The sequence below is a fragment of the Gluconobacter sp. Gdi genome (assembly GCF_014132155.1).
Classification (GTDB): domain Bacteria; phylum Pseudomonadota; class Alphaproteobacteria; order Acetobacterales; family Acetobacteraceae; genus Gluconobacter.
Window position 1 is genome coordinate 582563 of record NZ_BLJQ01000001.1, and the last position, 24378, is coordinate 606940.

At 58.3% G+C, this 24378-nt stretch carries 22 protein-coding genes; 10 read left to right on the plus strand and 12 right to left on the minus strand.

The window, feature by feature from the left end; translation table 11 throughout:
• Nucleotides 1-28: 28 nt before the first annotated feature.
• Complete coding sequence (locus JN414_RS02635; RefSeq protein ID WP_202206568.1) at nucleotides 29-1717, plus strand: tetratricopeptide repeat protein; 1689 nt, start codon at nucleotides 29-31, stop codon at nucleotides 1715-1717.
• Here JN414_RS02635 and JN414_RS02640 read toward each other — a convergent pair.
• From JN414_RS02640 to JN414_RS02655, 4 genes are all read right to left on the minus strand, one after another.
• Entirely contained in the window at nucleotides 1686-4535 is a 2850-nt protein-coding gene (locus JN414_RS02640) for a [protein-PII] uridylyltransferase (RefSeq protein WP_202206569.1), read from the minus strand. The genes JN414_RS02635 and JN414_RS02640 overlap by 32 nt on opposite strands.
• Entirely contained in the window at nucleotides 4532-7162 is a 2631-nt protein-coding gene (gene mutS / locus JN414_RS02645) for a DNA mismatch repair protein MutS (RefSeq protein ID WP_202206570.1), read from the minus strand. The genes JN414_RS02640 and mutS overlap by 4 nt, the downstream gene beginning before the upstream one ends.
• A gap of 98 nt (nucleotides 7163-7260) precedes the next feature.
• Entirely contained in the window at nucleotides 7261-8817 is a 1557-nt protein-coding gene (gene murJ / locus JN414_RS02650; protein ID WP_202206571.1) for a murein biosynthesis integral membrane protein MurJ, read from the minus strand.
• Nucleotides 8818-8881: 64 nt separating this feature from the next.
• Entirely contained in the window at nucleotides 8882-9118 is a 237-nt protein-coding gene (locus JN414_RS02655) for a hypothetical protein (RefSeq protein WP_046899673.1), read from the minus strand.
• Between the two features lie 105 nt (nucleotides 9119-9223).
• Here JN414_RS02655 and JN414_RS02660 point away from each other — a divergent pair, with 105 nt between their 5' ends.
• Nucleotides 9224-9679 carry a DUF4112 domain-containing protein gene (locus JN414_RS02660; RefSeq protein ID WP_202206572.1) on the plus strand — a complete coding sequence of 152 codons (456 nt, stop codon included), beginning with the start codon at nucleotides 9224-9226 and terminating at the stop codon, nucleotides 9677-9679.
• Here the strand turns inward: JN414_RS02660 and JN414_RS02665 are convergent.
• Nucleotides 9620-10114 carry a glutathione peroxidase gene (locus JN414_RS02665; protein WP_083956279.1) on the minus strand — a complete coding sequence of 165 codons (495 nt, stop codon included), beginning with the start codon at nucleotides 10112-10114 and terminating at the stop codon, nucleotides 9620-9622. The two genes, JN414_RS02660 and JN414_RS02665, sit on opposite strands and share 60 nt — an antisense overlap.
• An 89-nt stretch (nucleotides 10115-10203) precedes the next feature.
• On the opposite strand from JN414_RS02665, the gene JN414_RS02670 reads away from it, so the two are divergent.
• A complete protein-coding gene (locus tag JN414_RS02670) occupies nucleotides 10204-11448 on the plus strand; it encodes a NupC/NupG family nucleoside CNT transporter (protein WP_237389840.1) in 1245 nt (414 codons plus the stop codon).
• Between the two features lie 8 nt (nucleotides 11449-11456).
• Here the strand turns inward: JN414_RS02670 and JN414_RS02675 are convergent, their stop codons facing one another.
• The 3 genes from JN414_RS02675 to tsaD are packed head-to-tail and all read right to left on the minus strand — an operon-like array spanning nucleotide 11457 to nucleotide 14356.
• Nucleotides 11457-12434: an NAD(P)H-dependent glycerol-3-phosphate dehydrogenase gene (locus JN414_RS02675; protein ID WP_202206574.1), complete on the minus strand. Its 978-nt coding sequence runs from the start codon at nucleotides 12432-12434 to the stop codon at nucleotides 11457-11459.
• Complete coding sequence (locus JN414_RS02680; protein WP_202206575.1) at nucleotides 12431-13258, minus strand: 23S rRNA (adenine(2030)-N(6))-methyltransferase RlmJ; 828 nt, start codon at nucleotides 13256-13258, stop codon at nucleotides 12431-12433. Before JN414_RS02680 ends, JN414_RS02675 begins: the two co-directional genes overlap by 4 nt.
• A 24-nt stretch (nucleotides 13259-13282) precedes the next feature.
• Nucleotides 13283-14356, minus strand: a complete 1074-nt coding sequence (gene tsaD / locus JN414_RS02685) for a tRNA (adenosine(37)-N6)-threonylcarbamoyltransferase complex transferase subunit TsaD (protein WP_202206576.1) — start codon at nucleotides 14354-14356, stop codon at nucleotides 13283-13285.
• A 58-nt stretch (nucleotides 14357-14414) separates the two neighbouring features.
• On the opposite strand from tsaD, the gene hemC reads away from it, so the two are divergent.
• Nucleotides 14415-15464 carry a hydroxymethylbilane synthase gene (gene hemC / locus JN414_RS02690; RefSeq protein WP_064273994.1) on the plus strand — a complete coding sequence of 350 codons (1050 nt, stop codon included), beginning with the start codon at nucleotides 14415-14417 and terminating at the stop codon, nucleotides 15462-15464.
• Nucleotides 15465-15466: 2 nt separating this feature from the next.
• Entirely contained in the window at nucleotides 15467-16138 is a 672-nt protein-coding gene (locus JN414_RS02695; RefSeq protein WP_202206577.1) for a uroporphyrinogen-III synthase, read from the plus strand.
• Nucleotides 16139-16142: 4 nt separating this feature from the next.
• Here the strand turns inward: JN414_RS02695 and secB are convergent, their stop codons facing one another.
• The gene (gene secB, locus JN414_RS02700) at nucleotides 16143-16667 is read right to left on the minus strand and encodes a protein-export chaperone SecB (RefSeq protein WP_046899665.1); all 525 of its coding nucleotides are present in this window, start codon (nucleotides 16665-16667) and stop codon (nucleotides 16143-16145) included.
• 180 nt (nucleotides 16668-16847) lie between these two features.
• On the opposite strand from secB, the gene JN414_RS02705 reads away from it, so the two are divergent.
• The 4 genes from JN414_RS02705 (at nucleotide 16848) to JN414_RS02720 (ending at nucleotide 21149) form a co-directional block, all read left to right on the plus strand.
• Nucleotides 16848-17603, plus strand: a complete 756-nt coding sequence (locus JN414_RS02705; protein WP_202206578.1) for a Tim44/TimA family putative adaptor protein — start codon at nucleotides 16848-16850, stop codon at nucleotides 17601-17603.
• A gap of 16 nt (nucleotides 17604-17619) precedes the next feature.
• On the plus strand, nucleotides 17620-18765 hold the full coding sequence (locus tag JN414_RS02710) for a murein transglycosylase A (RefSeq protein ID WP_202206579.1): 1146 nt from the start codon (nucleotides 17620-17622) through the stop codon (nucleotides 18763-18765).
• Nucleotides 18762-19592, plus strand: coding sequence for a site-specific DNA-methyltransferase (locus JN414_RS02715; RefSeq protein ID WP_046899662.1), 831 nt, complete (start codon nucleotides 18762-18764; stop codon nucleotides 19590-19592). Before JN414_RS02710 ends, JN414_RS02715 begins: the two co-directional genes overlap by 4 nt.
• 96 nt (nucleotides 19593-19688) lie before the next feature.
• Nucleotides 19689-21149: a cytochrome-c peroxidase gene (locus JN414_RS02720; protein WP_202206580.1), complete on the plus strand. Its 1461-nt coding sequence runs from the start codon at nucleotides 19689-19691 to the stop codon at nucleotides 21147-21149.
• A 60-nt stretch (nucleotides 21150-21209) separates the two neighbouring features.
• On the opposite strand, the gene JN414_RS02725 is transcribed toward JN414_RS02720, so the two are convergent.
• Complete coding sequence (locus tag JN414_RS02725; protein ID WP_202206581.1) at nucleotides 21210-21416, minus strand: hypothetical protein; 207 nt, start codon at nucleotides 21414-21416, stop codon at nucleotides 21210-21212.
• Nucleotides 21417-21728: 312 nt separating this feature from the next.
• Between JN414_RS02725 and JN414_RS02730 the strand changes: the two genes are divergently transcribed.
• Nucleotides 21729-22307, plus strand: a complete 579-nt coding sequence (locus tag JN414_RS02730) for a Smr/MutS family protein (protein ID WP_099211080.1) — start codon at nucleotides 21729-21731, stop codon at nucleotides 22305-22307.
• A gap of 4 nt (nucleotides 22308-22311) precedes the next feature.
• Here the strand turns inward: JN414_RS02730 and JN414_RS02735 are convergent, their stop codons facing one another.
• Together JN414_RS02735 and hemF are read right to left on the minus strand one after the other, a co-directional pair.
• Nucleotides 22312-23400, minus strand: coding sequence for a hypothetical protein (locus JN414_RS02735; protein WP_237389860.1), 1089 nt, complete (start codon nucleotides 23398-23400; stop codon nucleotides 22312-22314).
• A complete protein-coding gene (hemF, locus tag JN414_RS02740) occupies nucleotides 23400-24317 on the minus strand; it encodes an oxygen-dependent coproporphyrinogen oxidase (RefSeq protein WP_202206583.1) in 918 nt (305 codons plus the stop codon). The genes JN414_RS02735 and hemF overlap by 1 nt, the downstream gene beginning before the upstream one ends.
• Nucleotides 24318-24378 lie beyond the last annotated feature (61 nt).

Consider the following 24378-nt stretch of genomic DNA (forward strand, 5'->3'; position numbering starts at 1 on the left):
TCAGGGCATTTGGCCGCATCACTGACGGATGACAGGTCATTACAAGCCAGATCCGACGCGTTTTGCTTTTGACTGCTTCGCCGGAGGCGACCTCGCGAGCGCCGAAAAATCCTTTCGTGACATCCTGGCTCATGACCCTAGGCAACCTGATGCGTGGCACGGCATGGCCTGTCTGGCTCGTGCTCGCGGGCAGAATGCGACAGCTATTGCGATGGCGGGACGGGCTTTGCAGTCTGGTGGCCTTCCAGCATCAAGATCAGCGCGTGTTCATATCACATTGGGGTTGGCACTCGCTGCAGAGGGCCATTTTGAACCCGCACGTGCGGCTCTCTCCGTAGCGCGAACATTGCAGCCTGCTGACCCGCGCGCCCATGCCGCGAGTGCTGAAGTCTTTTTGCTGCTGGGGCAGCGTAAAGCGGCCTGTGAAGCTCTGGAGGAAGCGTGCGCCCTTGCGCGCGACGATGTCGAATATCTCACAAGGCTTGGTGAAATCTATCTGCAGGACGGGCGTCCGGATAAGGCACTTTTCTGTTTTGACAGAGTGACGAAACGTGCGCCGCGCGATGGGCGTGGCTGGGCTAATCTCGGAGCGGCGTTTTTTGAAAGCAGGCTTTTAGAGTCAGCCCTACAGGCTTTGGAAAAGGCATGTGAGTTGGGAGCCCGAACCGAAGCAACACTGAATAGTCTCGGCTTGGTTCAGATGGCTCTTGGGAATTTGCCGGAAGCACGCAGAGCCTTGGAAGAAGCATTGGGCTTTGCTCCCGAAGATGCCCGGATTGCTAATAACCTTGGAACGGTTCTAATGGAGATGGGCGAGGAAGAGACAGCCAAGCGGCTTTTTTCGGCCATCACTGATCGGACGTCTGGTTACGAGCAAGCCCAGGCGCGCTTCAATCACGCGACTATTCTGCTGGGAGAAGGTGAGTTTTCGGAAGGCTGGCAGGAATTTGAAAGTCGACATCGCCTTCTAAAGACGCCGCAGTCTTCTCCAGCGTGGGATGGCTCCGAGGGGGAATTACCGATTGCCGTGACGGCAGAGCAGGGTCTGGGAGATAGCATCCAGTTTCTGAGGTTTTTGCCTTTAGCCGCTGCCAGACGACCTCTCCGACTGCATGTCCCGGTAGATTCGTTAGTAAGCCGGATGTCTACGATGGAACATGCTCGGATTCTGGAACCAGAAGGACCTGTCGCAGGAGAAATCAGTCTTCTGAGCTTACCATTTGTTCTGGGGCTGGCGGGCCAGGGAGGAACAGCGCCCTATATGAAGTCCCCGTCGATCCCGGAGCCGCGGGTTGTTGGACTCTGCTGGGCTGGAAATCCGTCTTACAGGTTTGATCGTCGTCGCTCTCTAAATTTGGAATGGCTGAAGCCGCTACAACGTGTTGAGGGCGTTCGTTTTGTATCCCTTCAGCAGGGAAATTGCCCGGAATGGATGGAAAAGGTCTCTCTCGAAACACCCGGAGAGCTCGCGGACGCCGTAGGGCGGTGCTCGCTTGTTATTAGTGTGGATACTGCGGTGGCACACATGGCCGGTGCCGTGGGTCGCCCGCTTTGGCTGTTGAATCGCCGAGGCGGTGACTGGCGGTGGAAAACAACTCCCTGGTACCAGAATGTGCAGCAGTTCAGGCCGGAAGGCTTCCTGCCAGAAGCATGGCCACCCGTTGTGGAACAGGTGGCCGAAAACCTCAGGAAGTGGGCGCAGCAACAGCCTTCTTGATGGTTTTTGGCGTCAGGGAAGCAAGGAGTGTCTCACGTATGTGAGCCAGGCGCGTTGGATCTGTGATCTTCATGCCCAGAAGGTCACGAACATAGAAAACGTCCACAGCTCGCATTCCATAGGTGGTAATGTGAGCAGAGGAAATCTGAAGCGACTGCTCGCTCAGCGTCGTTGTGATGTCATGGAGCAGGCCAGATCTGTCACGACCGTTGATCTCGATGACGGTGTGCCGGTCCGAAGCGGTATTATCGATCACTACACGGGGCGGAACGTGAATAGCGCGCATCCGGCGGGAAGCTCCGCGATGACGCGCTTCTGCGATACCCTTCTTCAGGTCGAGGCGACCAGATAGGGCCTGCTCGACCAGATGATTAAGACGCCCAAGCTGGTGAGGATCTTCAAAGGAACATCCATCAGCGTCCTGAACCCAGAAAGTATCCAGAGCCATGCCATCGCTGAGGGTGTGAATGCGGGCATCCACGATCGAGGCGCCTGCGACAGCAAGGGCGCCAGCAATCTGTGAGAACAGCCCCGGATGGTCAGCACAGAGCACAGTGAGCTCCGTCACGCCGCGTTCCGGAATTGGATAAGCCTCGACCGTGACCGGTGAGCGATATCGGTCCGAATCGTGGATCATGCGCGCATGGCGCATGTGGGTATCGGTGTCGAAACCGAGCCAGTAGCTGGGATATCCGAGAGCCAGAAAATGCTCGATACTGCTTTCTGGCAGTAGCGAACTCAGACCATCCCGGGCCAATTCGCGGGCATGTGTAACGCGGCCGTCCTGCTCTGTTGCGGCCAGTCCGCCTTCCAGAACTTCTGCCACACGGGAAAACAGTTCACGGAGAAGCGTGGCTTTCCAGGCATTCCAGACTTTGGGGCTGACGGCGCGCATGTCAGCGATTGTGAGGAGGAGGAGAAGGCGAAGGCGTTCCGGAGACTGAATGGTGTCTGCGAGATCAAGGATCGTCCGGGGATCATCAATGTCTCTGGTGAATGCTGTCTGGGACAGCAGCAGATGATGCAACACGAGCCACGAAACTGTCTCTGTCTCTTCAGGGTCCAGACCTAGTTGCGGGCAGATGGTGAGGGCAAGATCCGCCCCGAGCTCCGAATGATCGCCGCCACGGCCCTTGGCAATGTCATGGAGAAGGACCGCGACATACAGGGCCCGGCGTGAGCGCAGATCCTTGGCAAGCCCATATGCAAGCGGGATCTCATCCGCCATATGACCCGCTTCGATCTGGCCCATCATGCGGACGGCCTCAATGATGTGCTCATCCACTGTATAGATGTGATAGCTGTCGAACTGCATCTGGCCGACAACGCGTGACCAGTCTGGCAGCAGGCGACCCAGTAGACCGGTTTCGTTCAGAATGGGAAGCCAGAACGGAACGGTCTTTGTCTCATCCGCACTCGGTTCACAGAGCAGATTAAGAAAGATCTGCGCTGTTTCCGGATCATCCCGCAGTTCAACGGCATGCCGTTCGTTGCGGATAAGCTGCTGAATGGCAAGTGGGTGCAGTTCCAGATCATGCCGGCGCGCGCAGTCCAGCATTCGGAACATGTCACGCGGGTTCTTCGCAAACGTGACCGGATCAACAGGGCAGAGACGTCCGGCAATACGTTCGAAGCCTTCTGGCCCCGGGAGTGCTTCCGGATGAGTGTCGCTGGCCTGATCCTGCAGGCGCATCAGCACGATCGGCTGAAGAACATGCGTCAGGCGCATGACGTCTCGTGCCGTCAGAAAGTAGTGTCGCATGAAGCGTTCGACACCGCGCTGACGTCCGTGCGTGGCATAGCCCATCCGGCCACCGATGACGGGCTGAACGTCAAAGGTGAGTCGCTCTTCCGCGCGGCCGGTGATGTAGTGAAGGTGCAGCCTGACCGTCCAGAAAAAATCCCACGCACGCCGGGCGCGGTGGGTTTCACGGTTGGTCAGGAGGCCAAAGGAAATAAAGGATGGTGTCGGGACGGCTTCGGCCGGGGCCGTGCTCTGGTCTGGCGTTGTAATGGCGCAGCCAAGAGCGGCACGGCCCATCCAGTTCAGCGTTTGAAGATCACGGAGGCCGCCGCGGCCTTCCTTGATGTTCGGCTCAACCATGTAGGGGTTGTCGCCAAAACGGCGATGGCGCAGCTCACGTTCTTCAATCTTGCCACGGACAAAATCGCACAGCGTGTCGTTCTGGAGGTCCGCGCCAAGGGCGGAGCGAAGATTACGGGCGAGCGTCCGATCACCATAAAGGGGGCGCAGGTCCAGAAGGGCCGTGCGGATGGTCAGATCTTCGGCCACGTCCTTGATGCAGGCACTGATGGAGCGCGTCGCATGGCCGACTCGGAGGCCAAGATCCCAGAGGGCATAGAGAATGAACTCAATGCGTGTGGTCAGGGCCGGAGACGCATCTTCCGGAATGAGAAACAGGATATCGATATCGCTGAAGGGGGCGAGAAGGCCCGCTCCATAGCCGCCGGTGGCACACAGACAGAGTGGCTCTTCGGAGGACGCATTGTCCTGCGCGGCAGAAAGATCAGCCAGCGCACAGACAACGCTGTCGGCCTGAGCCGCGAGCGCGCGTGCCGCATCAATCCCCGAGATCAGGCGCTTTTCGAACCTGATGCGGATATCTGCATGGCCATTGCCAAGATGACGACGAAGGATGGAGAGGACGTCATCTCGGGACGTCAGCCCCTGTGCGGCGGCAGTCTGAAGAGCTGTTTGCAGCGACGGGGTCATGGCTTTGCGGTCAGACAGGGTCGTATCCGTATCGTCAGCGAAAGGGGAAGGAAGACTTTCGCCCCAGAAACCAGCACTTTTCAAGTCCTGTCTCCTGTAGCGAGGCGTTTAAGATCATATAGCGCGGCTAGCGCCTCTCGGGGAGAGAGATCATCCGGATTGATGGTCGTAAGCGCATCGAGGGCCGGAGAGTGCAGAACCTGCGGCTCCGGGGCGTCTTCTGATGCGTCTGCAACGGCTTCGAACAATGGCAGCGAAGAGCGGGCTTCAGCCTGTTCACGTTCGAATGTGCTGAGAAGCCGGGAAGCACGGTTCACCACCGATTGCGGAATCCCGGCCAGTTTGGCCACATGCAGGCCCCAGCTCTTACGGGCTGAGCCAGGGCGGACTTCATGCTGGAAAATGACCTCGCCCCGCCACTCTTTGACGGCCATAGTGTACGGAGCCAGACGCGGCAGAAACTCGGTCAGAGCGCCCAGCTCATGGAAGTGCGTAGCGAAAATCGTGCGCGAGCCAAGCTGGGTATGGAGCGCTTCAAGCGTAGCCCAGGCAATAGAGAGGCCATCCAGCGTTGCCGTTCCACGTCCAATCTCGTCGACGACGACAAGAGATTTGGGACCAGCCTGATTGAGGATGGCAGCGGTTTCAGTCATTTCCACCATGAAGGTGGAGCGGCCACGCGCCAGATCGTCTGCCCCGCCCACGCGGGAAAATAGCCGGTCCACAACACCAATTCGGGCGCTTTTCGCCGGAACCGGCAGCCCGGCCTGCGCCATGATCACGGCAAGCGCAGTCTGGCGGAGGAATGTGGATTTACCAGCCATATTCGGGCCGGTGAGGAGCATGGCACGGTGTTCTGGGGGAAGAGCGCAGTCATTGGGAATGAAGCGTGCGTCCGCGCTGCCGGTTTCTGTGAGGGCGGCTTCGACAACGGGATGTCGGCAAGCGACCAGCTCGAAATCGGTATCGTCCGTGACAGTTGGGCGGCACCACGAGCCTCCCTCTGCCAGAATTGCGCAGGATCGTAAGACGTCTGTCAGGGCAAGATATTCTGCGACTTCGTCCAGCGCTGGAGTTTCGAGGATGCGGGTGCAGAGCGCTGTGAAAAGGTGGCGCTCCAGCGTGCTCGCTTTGTCTGCGGCCTCGAGAATGGCGCGGTCCAGCGCAGCGAGTTCTTCGGTGGAGAAGCGTGCGAGGCTCGCTGTGCCCTGTCGGAAAGAGAACTCAGGTCGTTCTTTCAGCTTCGCCCCGGCTGCAACAGGGACCTCAATGACGTAACCCAGCTGGGCATGATGGCGGATCTTGAGATTGCTGATCCCGTACTCTTCGGAGAGGCGTCCCTGAAGTGCAGCGACAATCCGTCGACTTTCGTCCCGGAGTGTCCGGTATCGATCCAGCTCAGCATCAAATCCGATGGCGATGAAACCACCGTCCTCGATGCGTGCAGGCAATTCTTCCGCAAGCGCAGCTTTTAGCGTGTCCAACAGGGCATCGGCGCGGCCATAAAGGCCAGCAGTTAGCGTGCGGATCAGAGATGGTGTGCTCTTATCACAGGCCGGCTGGAAAAGGGCTGTCAGATCGTCAGCGGCAATCAGAGTATCGCGGATGGATGCGAGATCGCGCGGTTGGCCACGTCCTGCCGACAGCCGGCCGAGGGCGCGAGCCGGGTCTGGTGTGCGTTTAAGAATATCGCCCAATGCGGCTGTAAAACCCGGAACGGATTGAAGCCACAGCCATGCGTTCTGACGCTCGGTGATGGTAATGGCGTTAGTGAGTGGAGAGGAAATCCATTGAGAAAGCAGGCGGGAGCCTGCTGCTGTGACGGTGCGGGAGATCACACCGAACAGGCTGTATTTTGTCTCCCCATCACGGGTACGCAGAATATCGAGGCTGGCGCGGGTTGCTGGGTCGATCCCGAGCACGCCGCTGATGCCCTGCGGCATCGGGCGCGAGAGTCTGGGAAGCGCTCCGGCCTGACTGCGCTGAACGTAATGAAGTGCCATGGCACAGGCGATGGCCTGCTCGTCCGGGAAGTCTCCGAGCGCATCAATCTGTGCCACCCCATAGGCACGGGAAATCAGAGTACGGGCGCTATCCAGAGACGGCGGAACAGCGACTGGTGCAAGCCGGCTGGCGTGGTCTGCCGGGATGAGCTCGGGATCTGAAAGAACTTCCGCAGCGTCCAGGCGGGCCATCAGCTCTGGAAGGGCGACTTCAGGCACGGACGTTGTCTCGAACGCGCCTGTAGAAATATCGATCCAGGCTGCGCCAATCATTTTGGAGCGGCGGTCTCCGGAGCGGGCAATAGCCAGAAGCAGATTGGCGCGGCCAGCTTCGAGCAGTTCGTCTTCCGTCAGAGTGCCCGGAGTGACGACACGGACGATCGCACGGGGAAGGGGGCCTTTCTGGCCTTTTTGCGGTGCCTGCGTTTGCTCCGCAACAGCAACGCGAAAGCCTCGGCGAATCAGACGAGACAGGTAGGCCGGTGCCGCTGCAACAGGAACGCCGCACATGGGAATCGGCTCGCCGTTGTGATTACCCCGTGCTGTCAGCGCGATATCGAGTGCCATCGCGGCGGCCTGGGCATCTGCGAAGAATAGCTCGTAGAAATCACCCATTCGGAAGAACAGAAGAGCATCTGGCTCCTGATGCTTGAGCGCGAACCATTGCGCCATGGAAGGCGTAGCATTGGCGGCAGAAGGCAGGGGCATGAACGTGCCGATGGGTCCGGTCTCCGGTGGTGAGATATGAGGAGGGGAGGGGAAACTACCGTGTCCCTGCCGGTGTGTGAACCGGCAGGATCAGTGTCTTAGCGTGTGCGTCTTCTGGCGATGCGCGTTTGCAACGCTGCGAGCACGTCACTGAGTTTCAGAACCTTCAGGGCGTCGAGAGAAATGGCGTAGACCACGCCCCCGAACACGATCAGTGCGCCCAGCATGCTCAGGCGCCAGATTCCGTGCCAGTTCGGCAGGTCGGGAGCGGCGAATTTCTGTGCTGCGGCAACCCAGAGGGCCATCATGAGAGAGGCGCCAATTATCCGGGCTGAGCGGCTTTTCAATCGTGGGTCAGGCTGGAAGATGCCACGGCGATGCAAAAGCACGGCCAGAATGGCAACGTTCACGACCGCTGCAATCGTGCTGGCCAATGGAGGGCCCACATGAGCCAGTGGCTTGTAGAGCAACAGATTGAGCGCCAGATTCAATCCAAGGGTAAAGAAACCAATCCGGACTGGCGTGCTGGTATCCCCTTCCGCGAAAAAGCCGGGCGAAAAGACCTTGATGAGTACAAATGCTGGAAGCCCGAGGGCGTAGGCCCGGAGGGACTGGGCGGACTTCAGCGCATCTGCGACCGTGAAGTGACCGTAGCTGAACAGGCCAGCCATGATCGAGGGAGCCAGTGCAATCAGGCCCATCGTTGCGGGAAGCGTCAAAAGCAGGGCGTAATCGAGGGCCCGGTTCAGGCTGGCATGTACGGAAGCGCGGTCGTTGTTGGCCACGTGTCGGGTGAGAAGCGGAAGAAGGGTTGTACCCGCAGCAGCACCAAGAACGCCAAGAGGGAGCTGGTTGATCCGGTCCGCGAAGTACAGAATCGACGGGGAGCCAACGGGCAGTCTGGTGGCAATGATCGTGTCCACCATCAGGTTCATCTGTGTGACACCCGATCCGACGAGACCGGGTCCCATCCGGCGCATCAGACCACGGATATCTTTTGAAAAGCTGGGGCGGACGAGATGCGGCGCAACACCGGCACGATGAGCGGCCCAGTAGAGGGCACCCAGCTGAACGATGCCCGAAATAACGACACCCCATGCACTGGTCAGCGCAACACTGTGCCAAACATAGGCCCCCAGAAAGATCGCTGCGATGCCGATGATGTTGAAACTCAGATAGACAGCGGATGCAGCGCTGAATTTCCCCAGACCATTCAGCACGCCGGAAACCAGAGCCGCCGCACAGATCATGACCATGTAGGGGAAAGTGATCTGTGTCAGCGTCAGGGCCATCTCAAAACGCTCGCCCTGAAACCCAGGGGCAAGAATCGAGATGATGAGGGGCATGCACAGTTCACAGATGATCGTCAGGATCACCAGCCATGCCACCAGAGCGGACAGAGCCTGCCCTGCAAAACGCAGGGCTGCGGTGCGTCCCTCAGTCTCATACTTGGCGGTAAACATCGGCACGAAGGCTGCGTTGAACGCGCCTTCTCCGAACAGTCGCCGGAACATGTTCGGCAGGCGCAGGGACACCAGATAGGCGTCTTGTGCAGGGCCGGCTCCAAGGAAGGCAGCAAGAAGCTGGTCACGAATCAGGCCCAGAACACGCGAAAGCATGGTCCAGCTGCCAACTGTCAGGAAATTGCGAAGCATTTCCTGTCTCTAGCGTATCCCGCTGACGGGTAACATATCCTCCTGAAGCCAGAAGGAACGATTTTTAGCGAAGAACAGTCTCGCGAGCGTAAAGTTTTTCCGAAGGACGCGTCATGGAGGGGCGAACGGCAGCCAGACCGATACAAAGCAGAACAATTTCCAGCGTCAGCATGACACTCGCCCAGAAGATACCGGGTAGGCCCAGAAAGCTCGTGACGTGATGTGCGACAGAAGGCGTGAAGGCGCCAAGGGCAGCAACGACCAGAAGCGGCAGAATGGGCCGAAGGAGAGACGCTGTCATGAGAAGTCTCCTGTCATATTCCTGTCATGAGGCTCGCGTTTTTTGATACGCTGCGTCAAGGAAAAAGAGGAAACTCTCGATCCCGTCTGCGTGTTATTTTGTATCATGGTCAAAACCGCATTTTCCTCATCTCCATCAGACACCGCAGAACTCTTACGAAGGCTGGAGCGGCTCAAGCGTCTGGCTTGGGTTCTGAACTCGGCTGTCCGAATTCCCGGGCTTCGCATGAGAGCAGGTGTTGATACGGTCTTGGGGCTCATTCCCGGAGGAGGGCTGGCTCTTGGAACGCTCCTGTCCCTCTATATTGTCTGGGAAGGCCACCGGATGGGTGTGGGAGCAGCAACCGTTCGCAAGATGCTGATTAATGTCGGCATTGAAGCGGTGTTTGGTGTTGTTCCGCTAATGGGGGATCTGTTCGATACCGTGTTCAAGGCTGACATGCGCAATGTCCGCCTGATTGAAGAGGCGCTGTCCCGGTCGGAAACCGGGGCACCATATAATTCAGTGATCGAGAAGAATCCGGCGGACGGCCTCTTCTACCCGTCCGGGCGTCGGTTTTGAAAGCGGTGTGAACCACCGCACGAGATGCCCTTCGCGGTTCACGAGGTACTTATAAAAATTCCAGCGGGGGCGAGATAAAAATCCGCCCTCTTTACCCAACCATTTGAAGAGCGGGATGGCATCTGGCCCTTTGACATGGGCTCTGGCCGCCATAGGGAATGAGACCCCGTAATTGCGGTGGCAGAATGTCTTGATCTCTTCTGCCGAGCCCGGCTCCTGCTCTCCAAAGTCATTCGAAGGTACGCCGAGAACGGTCATGCCATCCGGGTAGTCGCGCCCATAGAGGGACCAAAGATGCTGCAAGCCTTCATACTGGGGGGTAAAGCCGCATTTTGAGGCCGTGTTGACGATCAGGAGTGGCCGACCACGGAACTGGGAAAGATCGATCGTTTCCCCAGAGAGCCCGGGCAGGTGGAAATCATAGGCGCAGGTCATGGTTTCTCCCCCTCATTTTCATCTACTGTAATATCATACTGCTAAAGAGGCGAGAGCGGGGCTGGACATGGCGCTGTCATGCAGACAGGTTGTGCAACCGTTCTGTTTTTGAAAGGGAGCTTGCCTTCGTGATCCTGCGCGTCCTGATCGGCATGGCCGGTCTTCTCTGTCTTGGCGCGTTATTTTCCACGAATTGGCGGGCGATCGACTGGAAACTGGTTGCGCGTGCCTTAGCCCTTCAGGTGGCTATCGCAGCCGTAATTCTCTGGATTCCCGCCGGGGCACATGGGCTCCACATGATTTCCGGCGCCGTGACGAAGGTCCTGTCTTATGGGGATCAGGGAAGTGCCTTCCTTTTCGGTGGTCTTGTAGGGCCGAAAATGGACACGGTTTTCGGGGACGGAGGATTTATCTTCGCCCTCAAGGTTCTGCCTGAAATCGTGTATGTCGCGGCGCTTCTGGGGCTGATGCAACACTGGGGTGTTCTTCAGTTCCTGTCGCGCGTCATCGGTGGCGCTCTCGCGAAAATTCTTGGCACCACACAGTTGGAATCTTTTTCAGCCGTTCTGACCATTTTCCTTGGTCAGAGTGAAATGCCGATTGCACTCCAGACCTGTCTCGCCGGACTTTCTCTTGGAGAACTGGCGACGGTTCTGTGTAGCGGGACGTCATCCATCGCAGGCTCGGTTCTGGCAGGTTATGCGTCGCTAGGGGTTCCGATGGAGAACCTGCTCGCTGCATCTGCAATGGCTATTCCTGGTGGACTGCTGTTTTCACGTGTTCTGTTCCCCGGCCCGAGGCATGTCAGCACAGAAATTGCTGGGGCGGATCATGGCCATCACAGCATGTTTGAGGCCTTGGCCGAAGGTGCCATGAACGGTGCCAAAATCGCGGTTGCAGTCGGGGCGGTTCTGATTGCCTTTGTTGGCATTATTGCCCTGACAGATGGTCTTCTGGCGATGGTCGGGCTGTCTCTCGCGCAAATCCTTGGTTACGTTTTTGCGCCCTTCGCCTGGCTGATGGGCGTGCCGTGGTCTGAGTGTGTGGTGGCGGGTGGATTGCTCGGCCAGAAAATCGCTTTCAATGAATTCGTCGCCTACGTGAATCTTTCTCCCATGATTCACGCGCATGTCCTGTCGCATCGAACCATCACGATCCTGTCTTTCGCACTGTGTGGATTTGCGAATATTTCCACCATTGGCATTTTGATTGGTGCGTTTGGGAGTGCGGAGCCGCGCAGGCGGACGGATGTATCGAAGCTGGCGGTTCGCGCTGTGGTGGCCGGTACACTTTCCAACGCCATGAGCGCCGTGATCGCCGGGCTGTTCGTCTGAAAAGCCAATTATTCCAGCGTCGGAGGCCGGTCCAGCAGCAGCATTCTGGCTTCTTCCAGTGTAAGTTTTTCTGAAAGCAGATGGGTGATTGTCTCAAGGATCGGGACGTGCACGCCCATCTTGTGAGCGAGCGCCACAAGCGCCGGCGCGGTCAAAACGCCCTCTGCAACCGTTGTACGGGAAGCAAGGATTTCCGACAGGGGGCGACCCTCTCCGAGCTCAATGCCGAGACTGTAGTTCCGTGAGCCCCGCCCGGTACAGGTCAGGATCAGGTCTCCAACGCCAGATAGGCCCGCCAGAGTGGCAGCACGTCCGCCCAACGCTTCGGCCAGGCGCGCAATCTCTGCGACAGCCCGGGTGATAAGGGCTGCCCGGCCATTTTCTCCCAGGCCTGCTCCGATCACGATACCCGCGCCGATCGCCACAACGTTTTTTGCTGCTCCGGCAAGCTGCACTCCCGCAATGTCGTCACTGGCATAGAGACGAAACGATGACGAGTTGAGGATACTGGTGAGATGTTTTGCCAGCGTCAGATCTGTGCTGGCCAATGTCGCTGCTGCCGGAAGGCCTTTTGCAATTTCAATGGCGAAGTTTGGCCCGGAGAGAACGGCAGTTGGCCGATCAGGCATCGTTTCGGCGAGTGCGGTAAGTGGCAGAAGCGAGGTCGCCTGTTCCAGGCCTTTGCAGCACGTCACGACTGGCACACCTGAAGCGAGAACACCTTCCAGTGCGACGGATACGGATCGGGCAGTCTGAACAGGCACAACCAGAAGCACAACGTCCGCATGTGTTGGGAAAACGCCTGTAACGGTAACCGCATCAGGAAGCTGAATACCGGGCAATCGAGGAAGCTCCCGGACGCCATCAGGAACTGGAGTTCGCATCCAGAGTGTAACGCGTGCTCCGGTGCGGGCCGCGGCACATGCGAGAGCCGTTCCCCAGGCGCCTGCGCCGATGACTGCGATATGGCGCCCGTTCATGTTCATTCCTCTACCAGACGTTCGATATGCACCTGCATGTCGTCTTCCGGGTCATCCGTCGCAAGCCCCTGCTTCAACGCATTCAGGACGCGCGCGGCATCCTCTTCAAATCCGAAAGGAGCATTCACCACCAGCATTCCGCATCCATTCAGGCGAGACGGATCCAACGCCGGGCGCAGAAGAAACTCACATGCCAGAATGTCGCGAATGCCTGCACCCTTCAGGGCATTGTAAAATGCCCGAACCGGGGTGCGGTGCTTGATGGGATACCAAACCGCGACAATGCCTGCGCGAAAGCGATTGCGGATCAGCGAGATCGCCTCAGCACATTGCGTAAAGTCGTCCAGCTTCTCAAATGGCGGATCAATCAGAACCAGACCACGCTTCAGATCTTTCGGGGGGAGAAGCGCGCGCAGAGCTTCATAACCGTTGCGATGATGAATGGAGACCTGCGGATCATCCCGGAAAAGGCGACGTAACGGGCGAACATCTTCTGGGTGAAGTTCGCAGGCCACAAGCTGGTCCTGGGGGCGCAGCGCATGGCGAGCGAGGGCCGGTGATCCCGGATAAAGGCCGAGGTCGCGCACGGCGGAGAGATAATCCTGAAGGGCTGGATCTTCCGAGTCCAGAAGTTGGCCGATCCCGCTTTTCCATTCGCCGGTTTTCTGGGCTTCCTCAGAAGACAGGTCATATTGTCCGCAGCCTGCATGTGTATCGAGAACACAAAATCCCGCAGGTTTGCGCGCGAGGGACTTCAGAAGCACCAGAAGGATCGCGTGTTTCATGCAATCCGCAAAATTTCCGGCGTGGTAGGCGTGTCTGTAGTTCACGGGAGACAGGTTCCGGCTATGGAATCAGGAAGGGCTATGAGCGGGATGACGTTCCGCAAGAGGCCAACGGGGGCGGGCTGCGACATCTATTTCGTTGGGATGCTCACCCGCATGGAGGCGCTCAAGGGCTGCCCAGCCGATCATGACAGCATTGTCCGTGCAGAGGCGAAGCGGAGGAGCGATAAATGGGATACCGTGGCGGTCTGCGACAGTTTCCAGCGCACCGCGAAGGGTCCGGTTCGCAGCCACACCACCTGCGACGACGAGTGCAGTCGTGTGAGGCGCCATTGCAAGCGCATGTTCCGCACGGTCTGCCATGACATCTGCCACAGCCTGCTGGAAGGATGCGGCGACGTCGGCAGCGAACTGGCGCGGAAGAGCGCCTGATCCCAAGGGCTCAATCAGGCGGCTGACGGCTGTTTTCAGGCCGGAAAAAGAAAAGTCGCAGCCTTCACGCCCTTTAAGCGGGCGGGGAAGCGCAAAAGCATCAGCGCGGCCTTCCTGTGCCAGTTTTTCAAGAGCAGGCCCACCCGGCCAGCCAAGACCAAGCATTTTGGCAACTTTGTCGAAAGCCTCGCCGGCGGCGTCATCAATGGTGCCACCAAGGCGCACGTACTGGCCTGTCTGTTCCACGGAAATGCACTGGCAGTGACCGCCTGAGACCAGCATCGTCAGGAATGGAAACTGAAGATCGGCCTCAAGAGACGGCAGTCGAGCCGTCAGGACGTGCCCTTCAATGTGATTGACGGCGATAAAAGGTCGGCCCAGTGCGAGAGCCAGCCCTTTTGCATAGGAACTGCCCACAATCAGCCCACCAATCAGGCCCGGGCCAGTCGTTCCTGCGAAGGTATCAATGTCCTGCAAGGTGAGGGCGGCCTTGTCGAGTACGGACTGGACAAGGGCAGGCAGGGCATCAAGATGAGCTCGTGCTGCAATTTCCGGTACAACGCCACCAAGAATGGCGTGATCGTTCTGGGAAAGAACACCTTCAGCGAGAATGGTGCCGTCATAGGCCAGAATAGCGCAAGCGGTATCGTCGCAGGACGTTTCGATCGCCAGAAGGGGGCGGGATGCAGCAGGGTCAGACATGGCATGCATTATGACCGAGTCTCTCATATCATGACAGCCCCGCCTGAATGAGCTACAGGTGCGGTCCATGAATGCTTCCGTCCTGTCTTCCGACGCCCTTCAAAAGGTCGCGGCGGAAGCCGTCCGCCGATCTCATGCCGCCAGCCCGTCCGGCCAGCGCAAACTCCCACTTAGAGTGGGCTCGCGCGCGTCACCGCTGGCGCTGTGGCAAACGCGGACGTTCCTGACACGTCTGACCCGTTTTTGTCCGGTCCTGCGTGACATGGGAGCATTCCAGGAACATCAGATCAGCACTGAAGGTGATCGTAACCTCAGCCAGCGTCTGGCGGAAATTGGTGGCAAGGGCCTGTTTGCCAAGGAAATCCACGAAGCTCTTGTAGCGGGCCGGATCGACTTCGCAGTTCATAGCCTCAAGGATCTCGAAACCAATCTCCCTCCCGGCCTTGTCCTGGCGTGCACGCTGAAGCGTGAAGACGCCCGCGATGCCATTATCCTGCGTGACCGGTCCACCAAAGTTGACCCGGCTGATCCGTATGCGTCCCTGCCAGAGGGTGCCTTGATCGGTTGTGCGTCCGTCCGTCGACAGGCGCAGATGCTGAGCCGTCGCCCGGATCTCCGGTTTGGGCTGCTGCGCGGCAATGTTCAGACGCGTCTCGACAAGCTGCAGGCGGGGGCGTGTGATGCCACGCTTCTGGCTCTCGCGGGACTAAGGCGTCTCGGAATGGAAGATCGTGTCGATATCGTGCTTGAACCAGACCAAATGCTTCCAGCTGCAGGGCAGGGTATCGTCGGTGTGACGGTCCGCGAGAGTGACACGGAACTGCGTGAGCTTCTGTCTGCCATCGAAGACCCGGAAGCCCGGGCCGTTTCGACTGCTGAGCGTGCTTTGCTGGCTGAGCTTGACGGTTCCTGCCGAACGCCAATTGGCGGATATGCCAGAATTGAAGCTGGCGTACTGAAACTGACGGGTATGGTTGCAAGCGAAGACGGGACGTTCCTGATCCGCCGTGAAATCACTGGTGCGCCACTTGAGGCCGCCCGGATGGGAACGGAACTGGCAGACGAGCTGCGCCGCAATACGCCGGCAGCAATTTTCGCCGAGATGACACGCGCCTGATCATGGCGCGGCGCGCTGTTCTGGTCACGCGTCCTGAGCCGGGTCTGGCGTCTACCTCGGAGGCCCTTCAGCGTCAGGGATGGGAGGCGATTGCCTGCCCTATGCTGGAAATTCAGACCTATGAACCCATAGCCGTGACTGACTGCGCGGCTGTAGCTCTGACAAGCGCCAATGCGCTGGCCGCTCTCAAAAATTGGCCGCGAGACCGTTTGATGGTCACGGTAGGAGCAAAGACGGCTGAACATGCTCGCACCATGGGCTTTTCCAATGTTCATGCCGCAGATGGCGACGCTGAAGCCCTGCTGGAGTTCTGCCGTCGTCACAACCTGACGGGACAGTCCCTTATGCTGGCATGTGGGAAGGGTTATGGCATCGAGCTCGCAGCAGCGTTGGGAGCACAGCGCATCGATGTATACGCAGTGACGAAGAGGAAAACTCTTACGGATGCTGCGCGAGACGCTTTGTTGAGCGATCGTATTGAAGGGGTTGTTCTTTATTCCGGAAAAACGGCTGAAGCCTTCATGGAGGCTTTGGGTGCGCCGGAGCGAAATGCTCTGTCCGGTGTGAGGGCGCTCTGTCTGTCAGGGGCCATCGCTGCACGCCTGACCGAAAAGGACTGGCGTGCAGTGGAGTGGCCCGATCCACTGGAACGGCTCGGGCCTTTCGTCACCTGAAGGATCAGGCTTCGCCAGCTGGCTCTGGGAACTGCTGGGCGCGCTTGGCCTGCCATAGGGCAACGAAGTCGATCGGCTGCAGAACCACCGGCGGGAAGCCACCGTCACGGGTGACGTCGCTGATGATGGAGCGCACATACGGGAAGATCAGGCGCGGCACTTCAACCAGCAGGATCGGCTCGACGAGTTCCTGCGGAGCGTTGCCGAGAGTCACGATGGCGGCATAGGTCAGCTCGGCAATGAACACCGTGCGGCCAGCCTTGCCACCTTCTTCTGCTGCGGGCTCAGCAGCTTCGGCGCGGACGGCCAAGGCAACTTCATAAACGGGCTGCTCTTCTTCCAGGCGGTTTGCCTGAACATCGATGTTCACAGAGATCTGCGGTGCAGCGCGCAGGGTAGCGAAAATGGAAGCGCCAGCCGGGACTTCAAAGGACAGGTCCTTCGTGTACTGCAGATTGACGGCAAGCGGCATCTGCGGCGGAGCGCCTTCCATGTTCTGTGCGGTGTTGTCGGTGGTATTCTCGGACATGTACGGTCTCCGGATCCGCGAGGCGGATAGCGATGGAACGATTGCGATACAGTGGCGGTAGCATGATGTGTCATGCGCGCCAAGACGGGGTTCCTGCATGCGGAAGGTTGAGATTGGTCCGCTGTCGCCCTATCTGTAAGACAACGGAAATTCCAACGATCTGTGTGAAACATAATCTTCATGTCTTCTGACGACATTCATCTTCCCTCCGCTCTGATGGGCCATTCCGGCCACGCGTTCCCATGGGACATCGTGGTGCTGGCAATTCTGGCGATTGCCTTGGGCTTTCGCCTGTACCGCGTGCTGGGGCGTCGCATTGGCATGCAGGGTGTGCGTCAGGAGCGTCCGCCGGTTTTCGCTGCTGGTGGGCAGGCTTCCGCCCGTCCGACGCCTCCACCGCTGCCTGGTACAAGCCAGCGGGGTGAGGAAACGGTCGTGGCGCAGGTCGAATACGACATTCCCGCTCCGGCAACCCGGGTGGGCAGCGTACTGGGTCGTATGACCCAGCTTGATGCGGGTTTTACGCCTCAGGCTTTTCTTAAGGATGCTGAAAGCACGTTCCGCCAAATTGTTCCGGCTTTTGCTGCGGGAGACCGCGCGGCTCTGTCAGGTCTGATGACCCAGGAGACGGAAGAGGCCTTTCTCTCCGCGATCAACGCGCGTGCCGAAGCAGGCGAAACACAGCGCAGCGATCTGCGCGGTATCGAAAGCATGGCCATTCTGGATGCGATGCTTCCCACCGACGATGCGGCTGCCCAGATCGGTCGAATCGAAGTTCGGATCGTGTCCCGTCAGGTTAATATGCTGACGGATCGCAACGGAGACCCTGTACAGGGCACGGATGCCGTGACGGAATTCCACGATCTGTGGCTGTTTGAACGTCAGTTCGGGACGTCGGACGCGCGGTGGCGTCTTGCGGCATCGCGCCCAGCCTGAAAATAGTTCGTCCATTATGAAAAAGCTGCTGAGTCTGGCTGCCCTGACCCTGTTGGTCGGGTGCACCACGTCAAATGAACCGTCATCTTCTGTTTCATTGACGCCTGTAGGTTTCGATGCACTCGCGGGGTGGGATCGGGAGGATTTCGCTTCGCTCTTGCCTGTTTTGCGGCAGGAGTGCCATCGGCTGACGCAATTGCCGCCTGAAACGCCTCTCGGGGGGGCTGAGACCCTTCCGTATGGCCGTCAGGTTGGAGACTGGTCTGGTGCTTGTGCCGGACTGGAGAGTGCTGCGGATGCCAAATCTTACCTGCAGACATGGTTTCAGCCCTACGAGACCGATACCAAAGCGTTTTACACCGGGTATTTTGAACCTCAGATTGAGGCATCTCTGACGCGCGAGGGGCCATACCAGACGCCTCTTTATGGGCGCCCGGCAGATCTGGTTCGTGCCAAAGCAACCAACGGTCAGATGGTCACGGGACGTTGGGAGAACGGTCAGTTCAAACCGTATTACGATCGTGCCCAGATTGACGGTGGTGCTCTAGCGGGGCGCGGGTTGGAAATCGCATGGCTAAAAAGCCCTGTGGACCTGTTTTTTCTGCAAATTCAGGGCTCCGGTCGTCTGATCCTGCCAGATGGATCACAGATCCGGGCTGGTTATGACGGCAAGAATGGCCAGCCTTATGTGCCGCTTGGGCGTGTGCTGGTTGAGGATAACGAACTGGCTCCCTCTGCTGTCAGTATGGAAAGCATCCGTGCATGGCTGGAGGCGCATCCGGATCGCATGATGGCGATGATGGAGCGTAACCCGAATTACGTTTTCTTCCGCAAAGATACGGGAAGTCTGGCGCAGGGCGCGACAGGAGCATTCGGTGTGCCGCTGACCGCTGGGCGGTCCGTTGCGATTGACCGATCGATCGTGCCGTTTGCGACCCCGCTCTGGGTTGAGACAAAGCTGCCGGATGCAAAGGGCCAGCCAGCACCATGGCAGCATCTCGTGTTCGCTCAGGATATCGGAACCGATATCAAGGGAGCGGGACGTGCCGATCTGTTCACCGGATGGGGGGCTTTTGCCCAGTATGTTGCCGGCAATCTGCATGAAAATGGCCGAATGGTCATTCTGTTGCCGCGTCCTCCAGCGGATTCGCCCACGCCATGATCCGGAGCCGCCGGGAAACACTCGGCGCCCATACGCTGATCCGGGGAGACTGCACCACAGTTCTGCGGCGTATGTCGTCGCAGACGGTGGATGTCGTGGTGACGTCTCCGCCCTATAATCTTGGGATTGAATATCGCACCTATCAGGACCAGTTGCCGGAAGATGCCTATCTGGACTGGATGGAAGACGTCTGTGCCAGTGTGAAACGGATCATGAAGGACGATGGATCGTTCTTTCTGAATATCGCTGGATCATCTTCACAGCCCTGGCTGCCGTTCGAACTGATGTCCCGGTTGCGGAAGCTTTTTGTGCTTCAGAACCATATCACCTGGATCAAGTCGATTTCGGTGGGTGAAATTACCTATGGGCATTTCAAGCCGCTGAATTCACCCCGCTTTGTTAACCGTAATCACGAGCATATTTTTCATCTGACGAAAAAGGGGGACGTCAAAGTCGCCCGGTTGGATGCTGGCGTTCCATTTACGGACAAGAGCAATATCTCGCGCCGACAGCATGAGATGGATCGTCGATGCCGTGGAGACACGTGGTTCATTCCCTATGAGACCGTGCGAAGCCGAAAAGAAAAATTCAGCCATCCGGGGACGTTTCCAATCGCGTTGCCGGAAGCCTGTCTGCGGTTGCATGGCGCCAAGCCGGGCGGCGTCCTGCTGGACCCGTTCATGGGAGTGGGGACCAGCCTGATTGCGGCGGAACGCAAGGGGTTGTCCGGCATTGGCGTGGAAAAAGACACACGTTACGTCAACATCGCCCGTAAGCGCCTCAGGGCTGCGATTGGGACCCGGGAGGAAGACTGGGAAGACGAATGATCGGTCAGACCTGTAGGTCTGACAGGATCAATCGTTTTGACTTCTTGTGTTACAATCTCCAAACCTCACATTCTCGTGACAGTGAGGAGATTTGCGGTGCGTCGCAGCACAATTACCAAAGGAATTGCCGGTCTGGTGGCACTGGGCGTTGTCGCCTGGGGCGGAACAGTCACCTATCTTGAGCATTTCGATCATGCTGGTGCGCCGCAGCTTCCCGCGAGCAGCCCCACACGGCATGACCCTATCGCCATGACAGCGTTTGCAGCGTTTCAGGAAGTCCGTTGTGACTACTGCCACACGCGCAACGCCGATCTGCCATTCTACTTCAAACTGCCGCTCGCCAATCAGATTATGAGCCGTGATCTGGAGCAGGGGCAGCGTCATTTTGAGTTTGCGCCGATCATTGAAGCATTCCAGCAGGGCAAGCCGCCATCGGTCGAGCAGCTTTCCCGTATTGAGGAAGTGATTGTTCAGAACCGTATGCCGCCTGCGGCTTACCTGACGATGCATCCCCATGCTCATCTGGACGAGAAACAGCGTGCGGACATTCTGAAGTGGGTACGTGATCAGCGTGAGCGCTATTACGCCAGCTCTGATGTGGCGCCAGGATTCCGTGGCGAAGTCCTTCAGCCGATCCCGGAAACAATTGCCGTAGACTGGAAAAAGGCTGAACTGGGCCGGACCCTGTTCTTCGACAAGCAGCTTTCAGGGAATGGCCAGCTCAACTGTGCGAGCTGCCATGGCCTGAACAAGGGCGGTGTGGATAATCAGACCACGGCGACCGGCATTAATGGTCAGACCGGCCCGATTAACGTACCGACGGTTTACAATTCCGTCTTCAATATCGGTCAGTTCTGGAACGGTCGTGCCAAGGATCTGGCTGAGCAAGCTGCAGGCCCAGTGATGAACCCGCTGGAAATGGGATCCCATGACTGGGCATCCGTTGCCGATCGTGTGCGTGCTGAGCCTGGATATGCTGACCAGTTCACGGCCATCTATGGTTCGGACGATATCACCAAGAACACGGTGACGGACGCGATCGCCGAATATGAAAAAACACTGATAACCCCAGACAGCCGCTTTGACCTGTACCTGAAGGGCAAGGCAGACGCGATTACGGCTCAGGAAAAGCGTGGCTATGAACGCTTTAAGGCAATTGGCTGCTCGGGCTGCCATAGCGGTGTTGCGGTCGGTGGAGACGCTTACGAAATTCTGGGTCTGGAAGGGCCGTATTTCGAGGACCGTCACACCAAGCTGACGGCTGTGGACGATGGTCGCTTTGCCTTCACGAACAATCCGTCTGATCGTGAGCGTTTCAAGGTCCCCAACCTGCGGAACGTGGAACTGACAGGCCCGTGGTTCCATGACGGATCAGCAAAGACGCTGGACGCTGCGGTTCGTGCCATGGCCCGTTATGAGACGCCCGATCATGACATCACAGAACAGGATGTTACAGACATTGTGGCCTTCCTGAAAACTCTGACAGGAAAGTATCAGGGCATTCCGCTCAAGGATGTTCCGGCAGATGCGCCCCTTCGGGACGCGCAAGCCAACTGAATGTTCCAATGACGTCAGCGAGCGGCTCCGAAGAAATTCGGGGCCGTTTCTGATTCTGGGTTATTCTTCCTGTAATTTGCAATCTGCCGCCTGATCAATTTCATTTCTTTCTTCCGGCGTCAGGAGACCGCGTTCAAGCTCCTGCGTTGCGCGCGCTTTCGCATTTCGTGCCCGAGCCTTTGTGTCGACGGGGTAGGCCCTTTTTTCAGGAAGGCCGAATTCATCGTCGGGTAGGCTGTCTCGCTCTTCTTTGGTCAGTTTACTCACGGTCTGTCTCCTTCATGAGAAGACTTGGGAACGCTGCTGACGGTTCTACAAGGCGCAGCTCGGACAAAAATAATGGTCTCTTTCTGAATTGATACTGCGCCTGAAATGTTCGGATCTCTCGTGAGCGGGCAGTGCCACCTTAGCCAGTCATAGAGTTGTAGGACCGAACGTTCTGAAGAAGAGCCTGATGCCAAAATTGCGAGAGGCCTGAAATTACGTCTTTTCCATTGTTCGATCGGCATGGAAACAGTTACACGCAGTGCAGGTTATTTGCGGGATGCAAGACTGAGTCAGGTCAGGTGGGGTTCTTTGGTGGCAAAACGGGTTCTGAAAGAGGAGGAGGAAAGCCTGTGGCGCATGGTCGTGCGCGACATCGTGCCGCTACACCCTTCCAGACCCAAATCCAAACCCGTTCCGCCACCCACGCCAAAAGTCGAAGCGGTAAAGCCTGCTCGGGTTCCGCTTGTTTCGCCTCCACCCTCTGAACAGGACCTGTCATTCCGCGCTCTTTTGGCGCGTCCAGTTCTTCGTCGACCAAGACCGCAGGATCTGCGGGTCGGTGTTCGATCACCGGGTCTGGATGATACGAGCTGGAAGCGCCTCTCCCGCGGGGAGCTCAAGGTCGATGCGAAGCTGGATCTGCATGGATATATTGTGCAGGACGCTTTTGAGCGCCTGCTGGACTTCATGCATCGCGCCAAAGCACGCAACTGGCGGTGCGTTGAAGTCGTGACAGGGCTGGGAAGTGGTGCCACGAGTGGACTGATCCGTCGGGAACTGCCGCTCTGGCTCCAGAGAGCGGACATCCGGCCCATGGTGCTGGCCGTTGTCCACCCTCATGCTGCCAACCATGGCTCCGTCCGGATTTTGCTGCGGACAAAGCGCCGGTAAAAGGTCAGAGGGGCCGCGTTTCCTGTCCGATACGCCAGCGCGGAGTATTCATGGCAATCCAGCGTCTCAGAGCAAGGATCGCGCCAATATCAGGCGTCGCCCTGGACAGGAATGGCGCCGCATTGTCGCCTGCAGCCAGCATAAAATGGTGCTTTTCCGCCCAGTGGCGGACGGTAGGATCTACAGCTGCGTCCCAGCAGGCCTTTTTCCAGCTTTTTACCATGTCTGGTGGGGTGAGCATGGGAAGGGCAACGGTCAGGGCTGTGTAGGTGCTTGCGGAGACCGCCTGCCATGCCCGGTATAGCGCTCCTTCCGGTGGCCGCCGCCGGGCTTCCTGATAAGCTTCCAGAAAATTGGGGATCGTGTCTGATCCGGTGTCTGACAGGTCCCCGGTATGGTAGAGCGGTGCTGTACCTGGCGGCAGTTTGGCTAGAATGGCCTCTACCGGGACATCAAGTGTATACGGAAGCACCTGAACGGCATCGACCTGATTGTTCGCGAGCGCTTCCAGTGCATCTTCCGTCCGGCTGAAGCCGGACACTGGAATAGGGCGCAGCCCCAGTAATGTCAGTCCTAGCAGTGCGTCGAGTTCGGTCCCTGTTGGGCGAGAAACAGCCAAGCGGACCGGATGATCGTGGAAAAACCCCTTCAAGCGACTGCGGAGCGTTTTGTGCAGTTCTGCACGCGCAATCACGATAGTTGTCGTGTGAGCCGTCAGAAGGGGAATCCACCGTGCGAAATCATAGTGGACGCGAGAGTCTCCTGTTAGGGAGGCGAGCAGGGCACTTCCCGGTGCAATCAGGGCCGTGCTTCCATCCGGGGCGCTGTTGGCATCGAAAAGATTGGCAGCGCGCACCCCATCCTGACCAATGTCAGGAGTGATTTCGAGTGGGGCGTCGAGCCCCAACGTGCGGGAAATGACTCCCGCAGCGAGTTCCCCGAACTGCCCCTGGATCGACGCTAATGTTCCGCCAAGAAGGAGATGTGCGTCAGGCAGATCGGCGGCACGGGCCACCAGAGAAGGCATGGCGCTTCCGGCACCGAGCAGGGCCAGTCCTTTCAGGCAGTCACGGCGGGTCGGGGAGCGGAACATCACGGCCAGCGGACTTCCGGAGGCATGCTCATCAGGATTGCTTCCGTGTTCCCGCCGGTTTTTAGGCCAAACAGGGTTCCGCGGTCATGCAGCAAATTGAATTCCACATAGCGGCCGCGGCGGATCAACTGTGCGTCTCGGTCTGCATCCGTCCAGGGAGTAAACATGCGGCGACGAACAACGGCAGGGTAGGCGTCGTGGAAAGCCATGCCGATGTCTTTCGTAAAGGCGAAGTCACCTTCAAGGCTGCCAGTCGAGAACTGATCGTAAAAGATGCCGCCCAGACCGCGGGGTTCGTCACGGTGATGCAAATGGAAGTACCGGTCACACCATTCCTTGAAGCGTGGATAGTGTTCCGGATCATGTTTGTTGCAGGCCGCTTCGAACATCTTGTGAAAGTAGTTGGCGTCGCTACGGGCTTCGGCGCTGTCGGGAAACATCGGCGTAATGTCGCCACCGCCGCCGAACCAGCCCTTCGTCGTGATGATCATGCGCGTATTGAAATGTGCGGCACTGACATGCGGATTGCAGGGATGAGCAACGAGGGAAACGCCTGTCGCAAAGAAGCGCGGGTCTTCAGATGCACCCGGAATGTTCTTGCGGAATTCGGGAGAGAATTCACCCCACACTGTGGAGACGTTGACGCCAACCTTCTCGAAGACGCGTCCACGCATGACGGACATGACGCCGCCGCCGCCTTCCGGTCTGCTCCATGCCGTCCGGGTGAAGCGGCCGGCTTCCGTGCGGTCTCGCAGAACCTGCGAGCCACCCTCAACGGCTTCGTCTTCAAGTTGCTCGTAGGACGCGCAGATCCGGTCCCGGAGAGATTCAAACCAGGCCTTCGCCTCACGCTTCAGCGTATCATGAGGCACATCCGGGCGAACGAGTTCAGCAAAAACGGGGCTGATCTGGTCCATTTTTCTCTCCCCTACCATCCTAAGGACGAATTCTTGTTACGCGGAGTGTCCTAGCAAATTG

Bases quoted from the DNA above. Each gene is read 5' to 3' on its own strand.
- JN414_RS02735 (WP_237389860.1), bottom strand. From the start codon at position 23,400: ATGTTCCGCTCCCCGACCCGCCGTGACTGCCTGAAAGGACTGGCCCTG.
- JN414_RS02675 (WP_202206574.1), bottom strand. From the start codon at position 12,434: ATGAACATGAACGGGCGCCATATCGCAGTCATCGGCGCAGGCGCCTGG.
- JN414_RS02660 (WP_202206572.1), top strand. From the start codon at position 9,224: ATGGTCAAAACCGCATTTTCCTCATCTCCATCAGACACCGCAGAACTC.
- murJ (WP_202206571.1), bottom strand. From the start codon at position 8,817: ATGCTTCGCAATTTCCTGACAGTTGGCAGCTGGACCATGCTTTCGCGT.
- secB (WP_046899665.1), bottom strand. From the start codon at position 16,667: ATGTCCGAGAATACCACCGACAACACCGCACAGAACATGGAAGGCGCT.
- JN414_RS02665 (WP_083956279.1), bottom strand. From the start codon at position 10,114: ATGACCTGCGCCTATGATTTCCACCTGCCCGGGCTCTCTGGGGAAACG.
- JN414_RS02710 (WP_202206579.1), top strand. From the start codon at position 17,620: ATGAAAAAGCTGCTGAGTCTGGCTGCCCTGACCCTGTTGGTCGGGTGC.
- JN414_RS02715 (WP_046899662.1), top strand. From the start codon at position 18,762: ATGATCCGGAGCCGCCGGGAAACACTCGGCGCCCATACGCTGATCCGG.
- JN414_RS02705 (WP_202206578.1), top strand. From the start codon at position 16,848: ATGTCTTCTGACGACATTCATCTTCCCTCCGCTCTGATGGGCCATTCC.
- tsaD (WP_202206576.1), bottom strand. From the start codon at position 14,356: ATGCATGCCATGTCTGACCCTGCTGCATCCCGCCCCCTTCTGGCGATC.
- hemF (WP_202206583.1), bottom strand. From the start codon at position 24,317: ATGGACCAGATCAGCCCCGTTTTTGCTGAACTCGTTCGCCCGGATGTG.
- JN414_RS02635 (WP_202206568.1), top strand. From the start codon at position 29: ATGACAGGTCATTACAAGCCAGATCCGACGCGTTTTGCTTTTGACTGC.
- JN414_RS02655 (WP_046899673.1), bottom strand. From the start codon at position 9,118: ATGACAGCGTCTCTCCTTCGGCCCATTCTGCCGCTTCTGGTCGTTGCT.
- mutS (WP_202206570.1), bottom strand. From the start codon at position 7,162: ATGCCCCTGCCTTCTGCCGCCAATGCTACGCCTTCCATGGCGCAATGG.
- JN414_RS02695 (WP_202206577.1), top strand. From the start codon at position 15,467: ATGGCGCGGCGCGCTGTTCTGGTCACGCGTCCTGAGCCGGGTCTGGCG.
- hemC (WP_064273994.1), top strand. From the start codon at position 14,415: ATGAATGCTTCCGTCCTGTCTTCCGACGCCCTTCAAAAGGTCGCGGCG.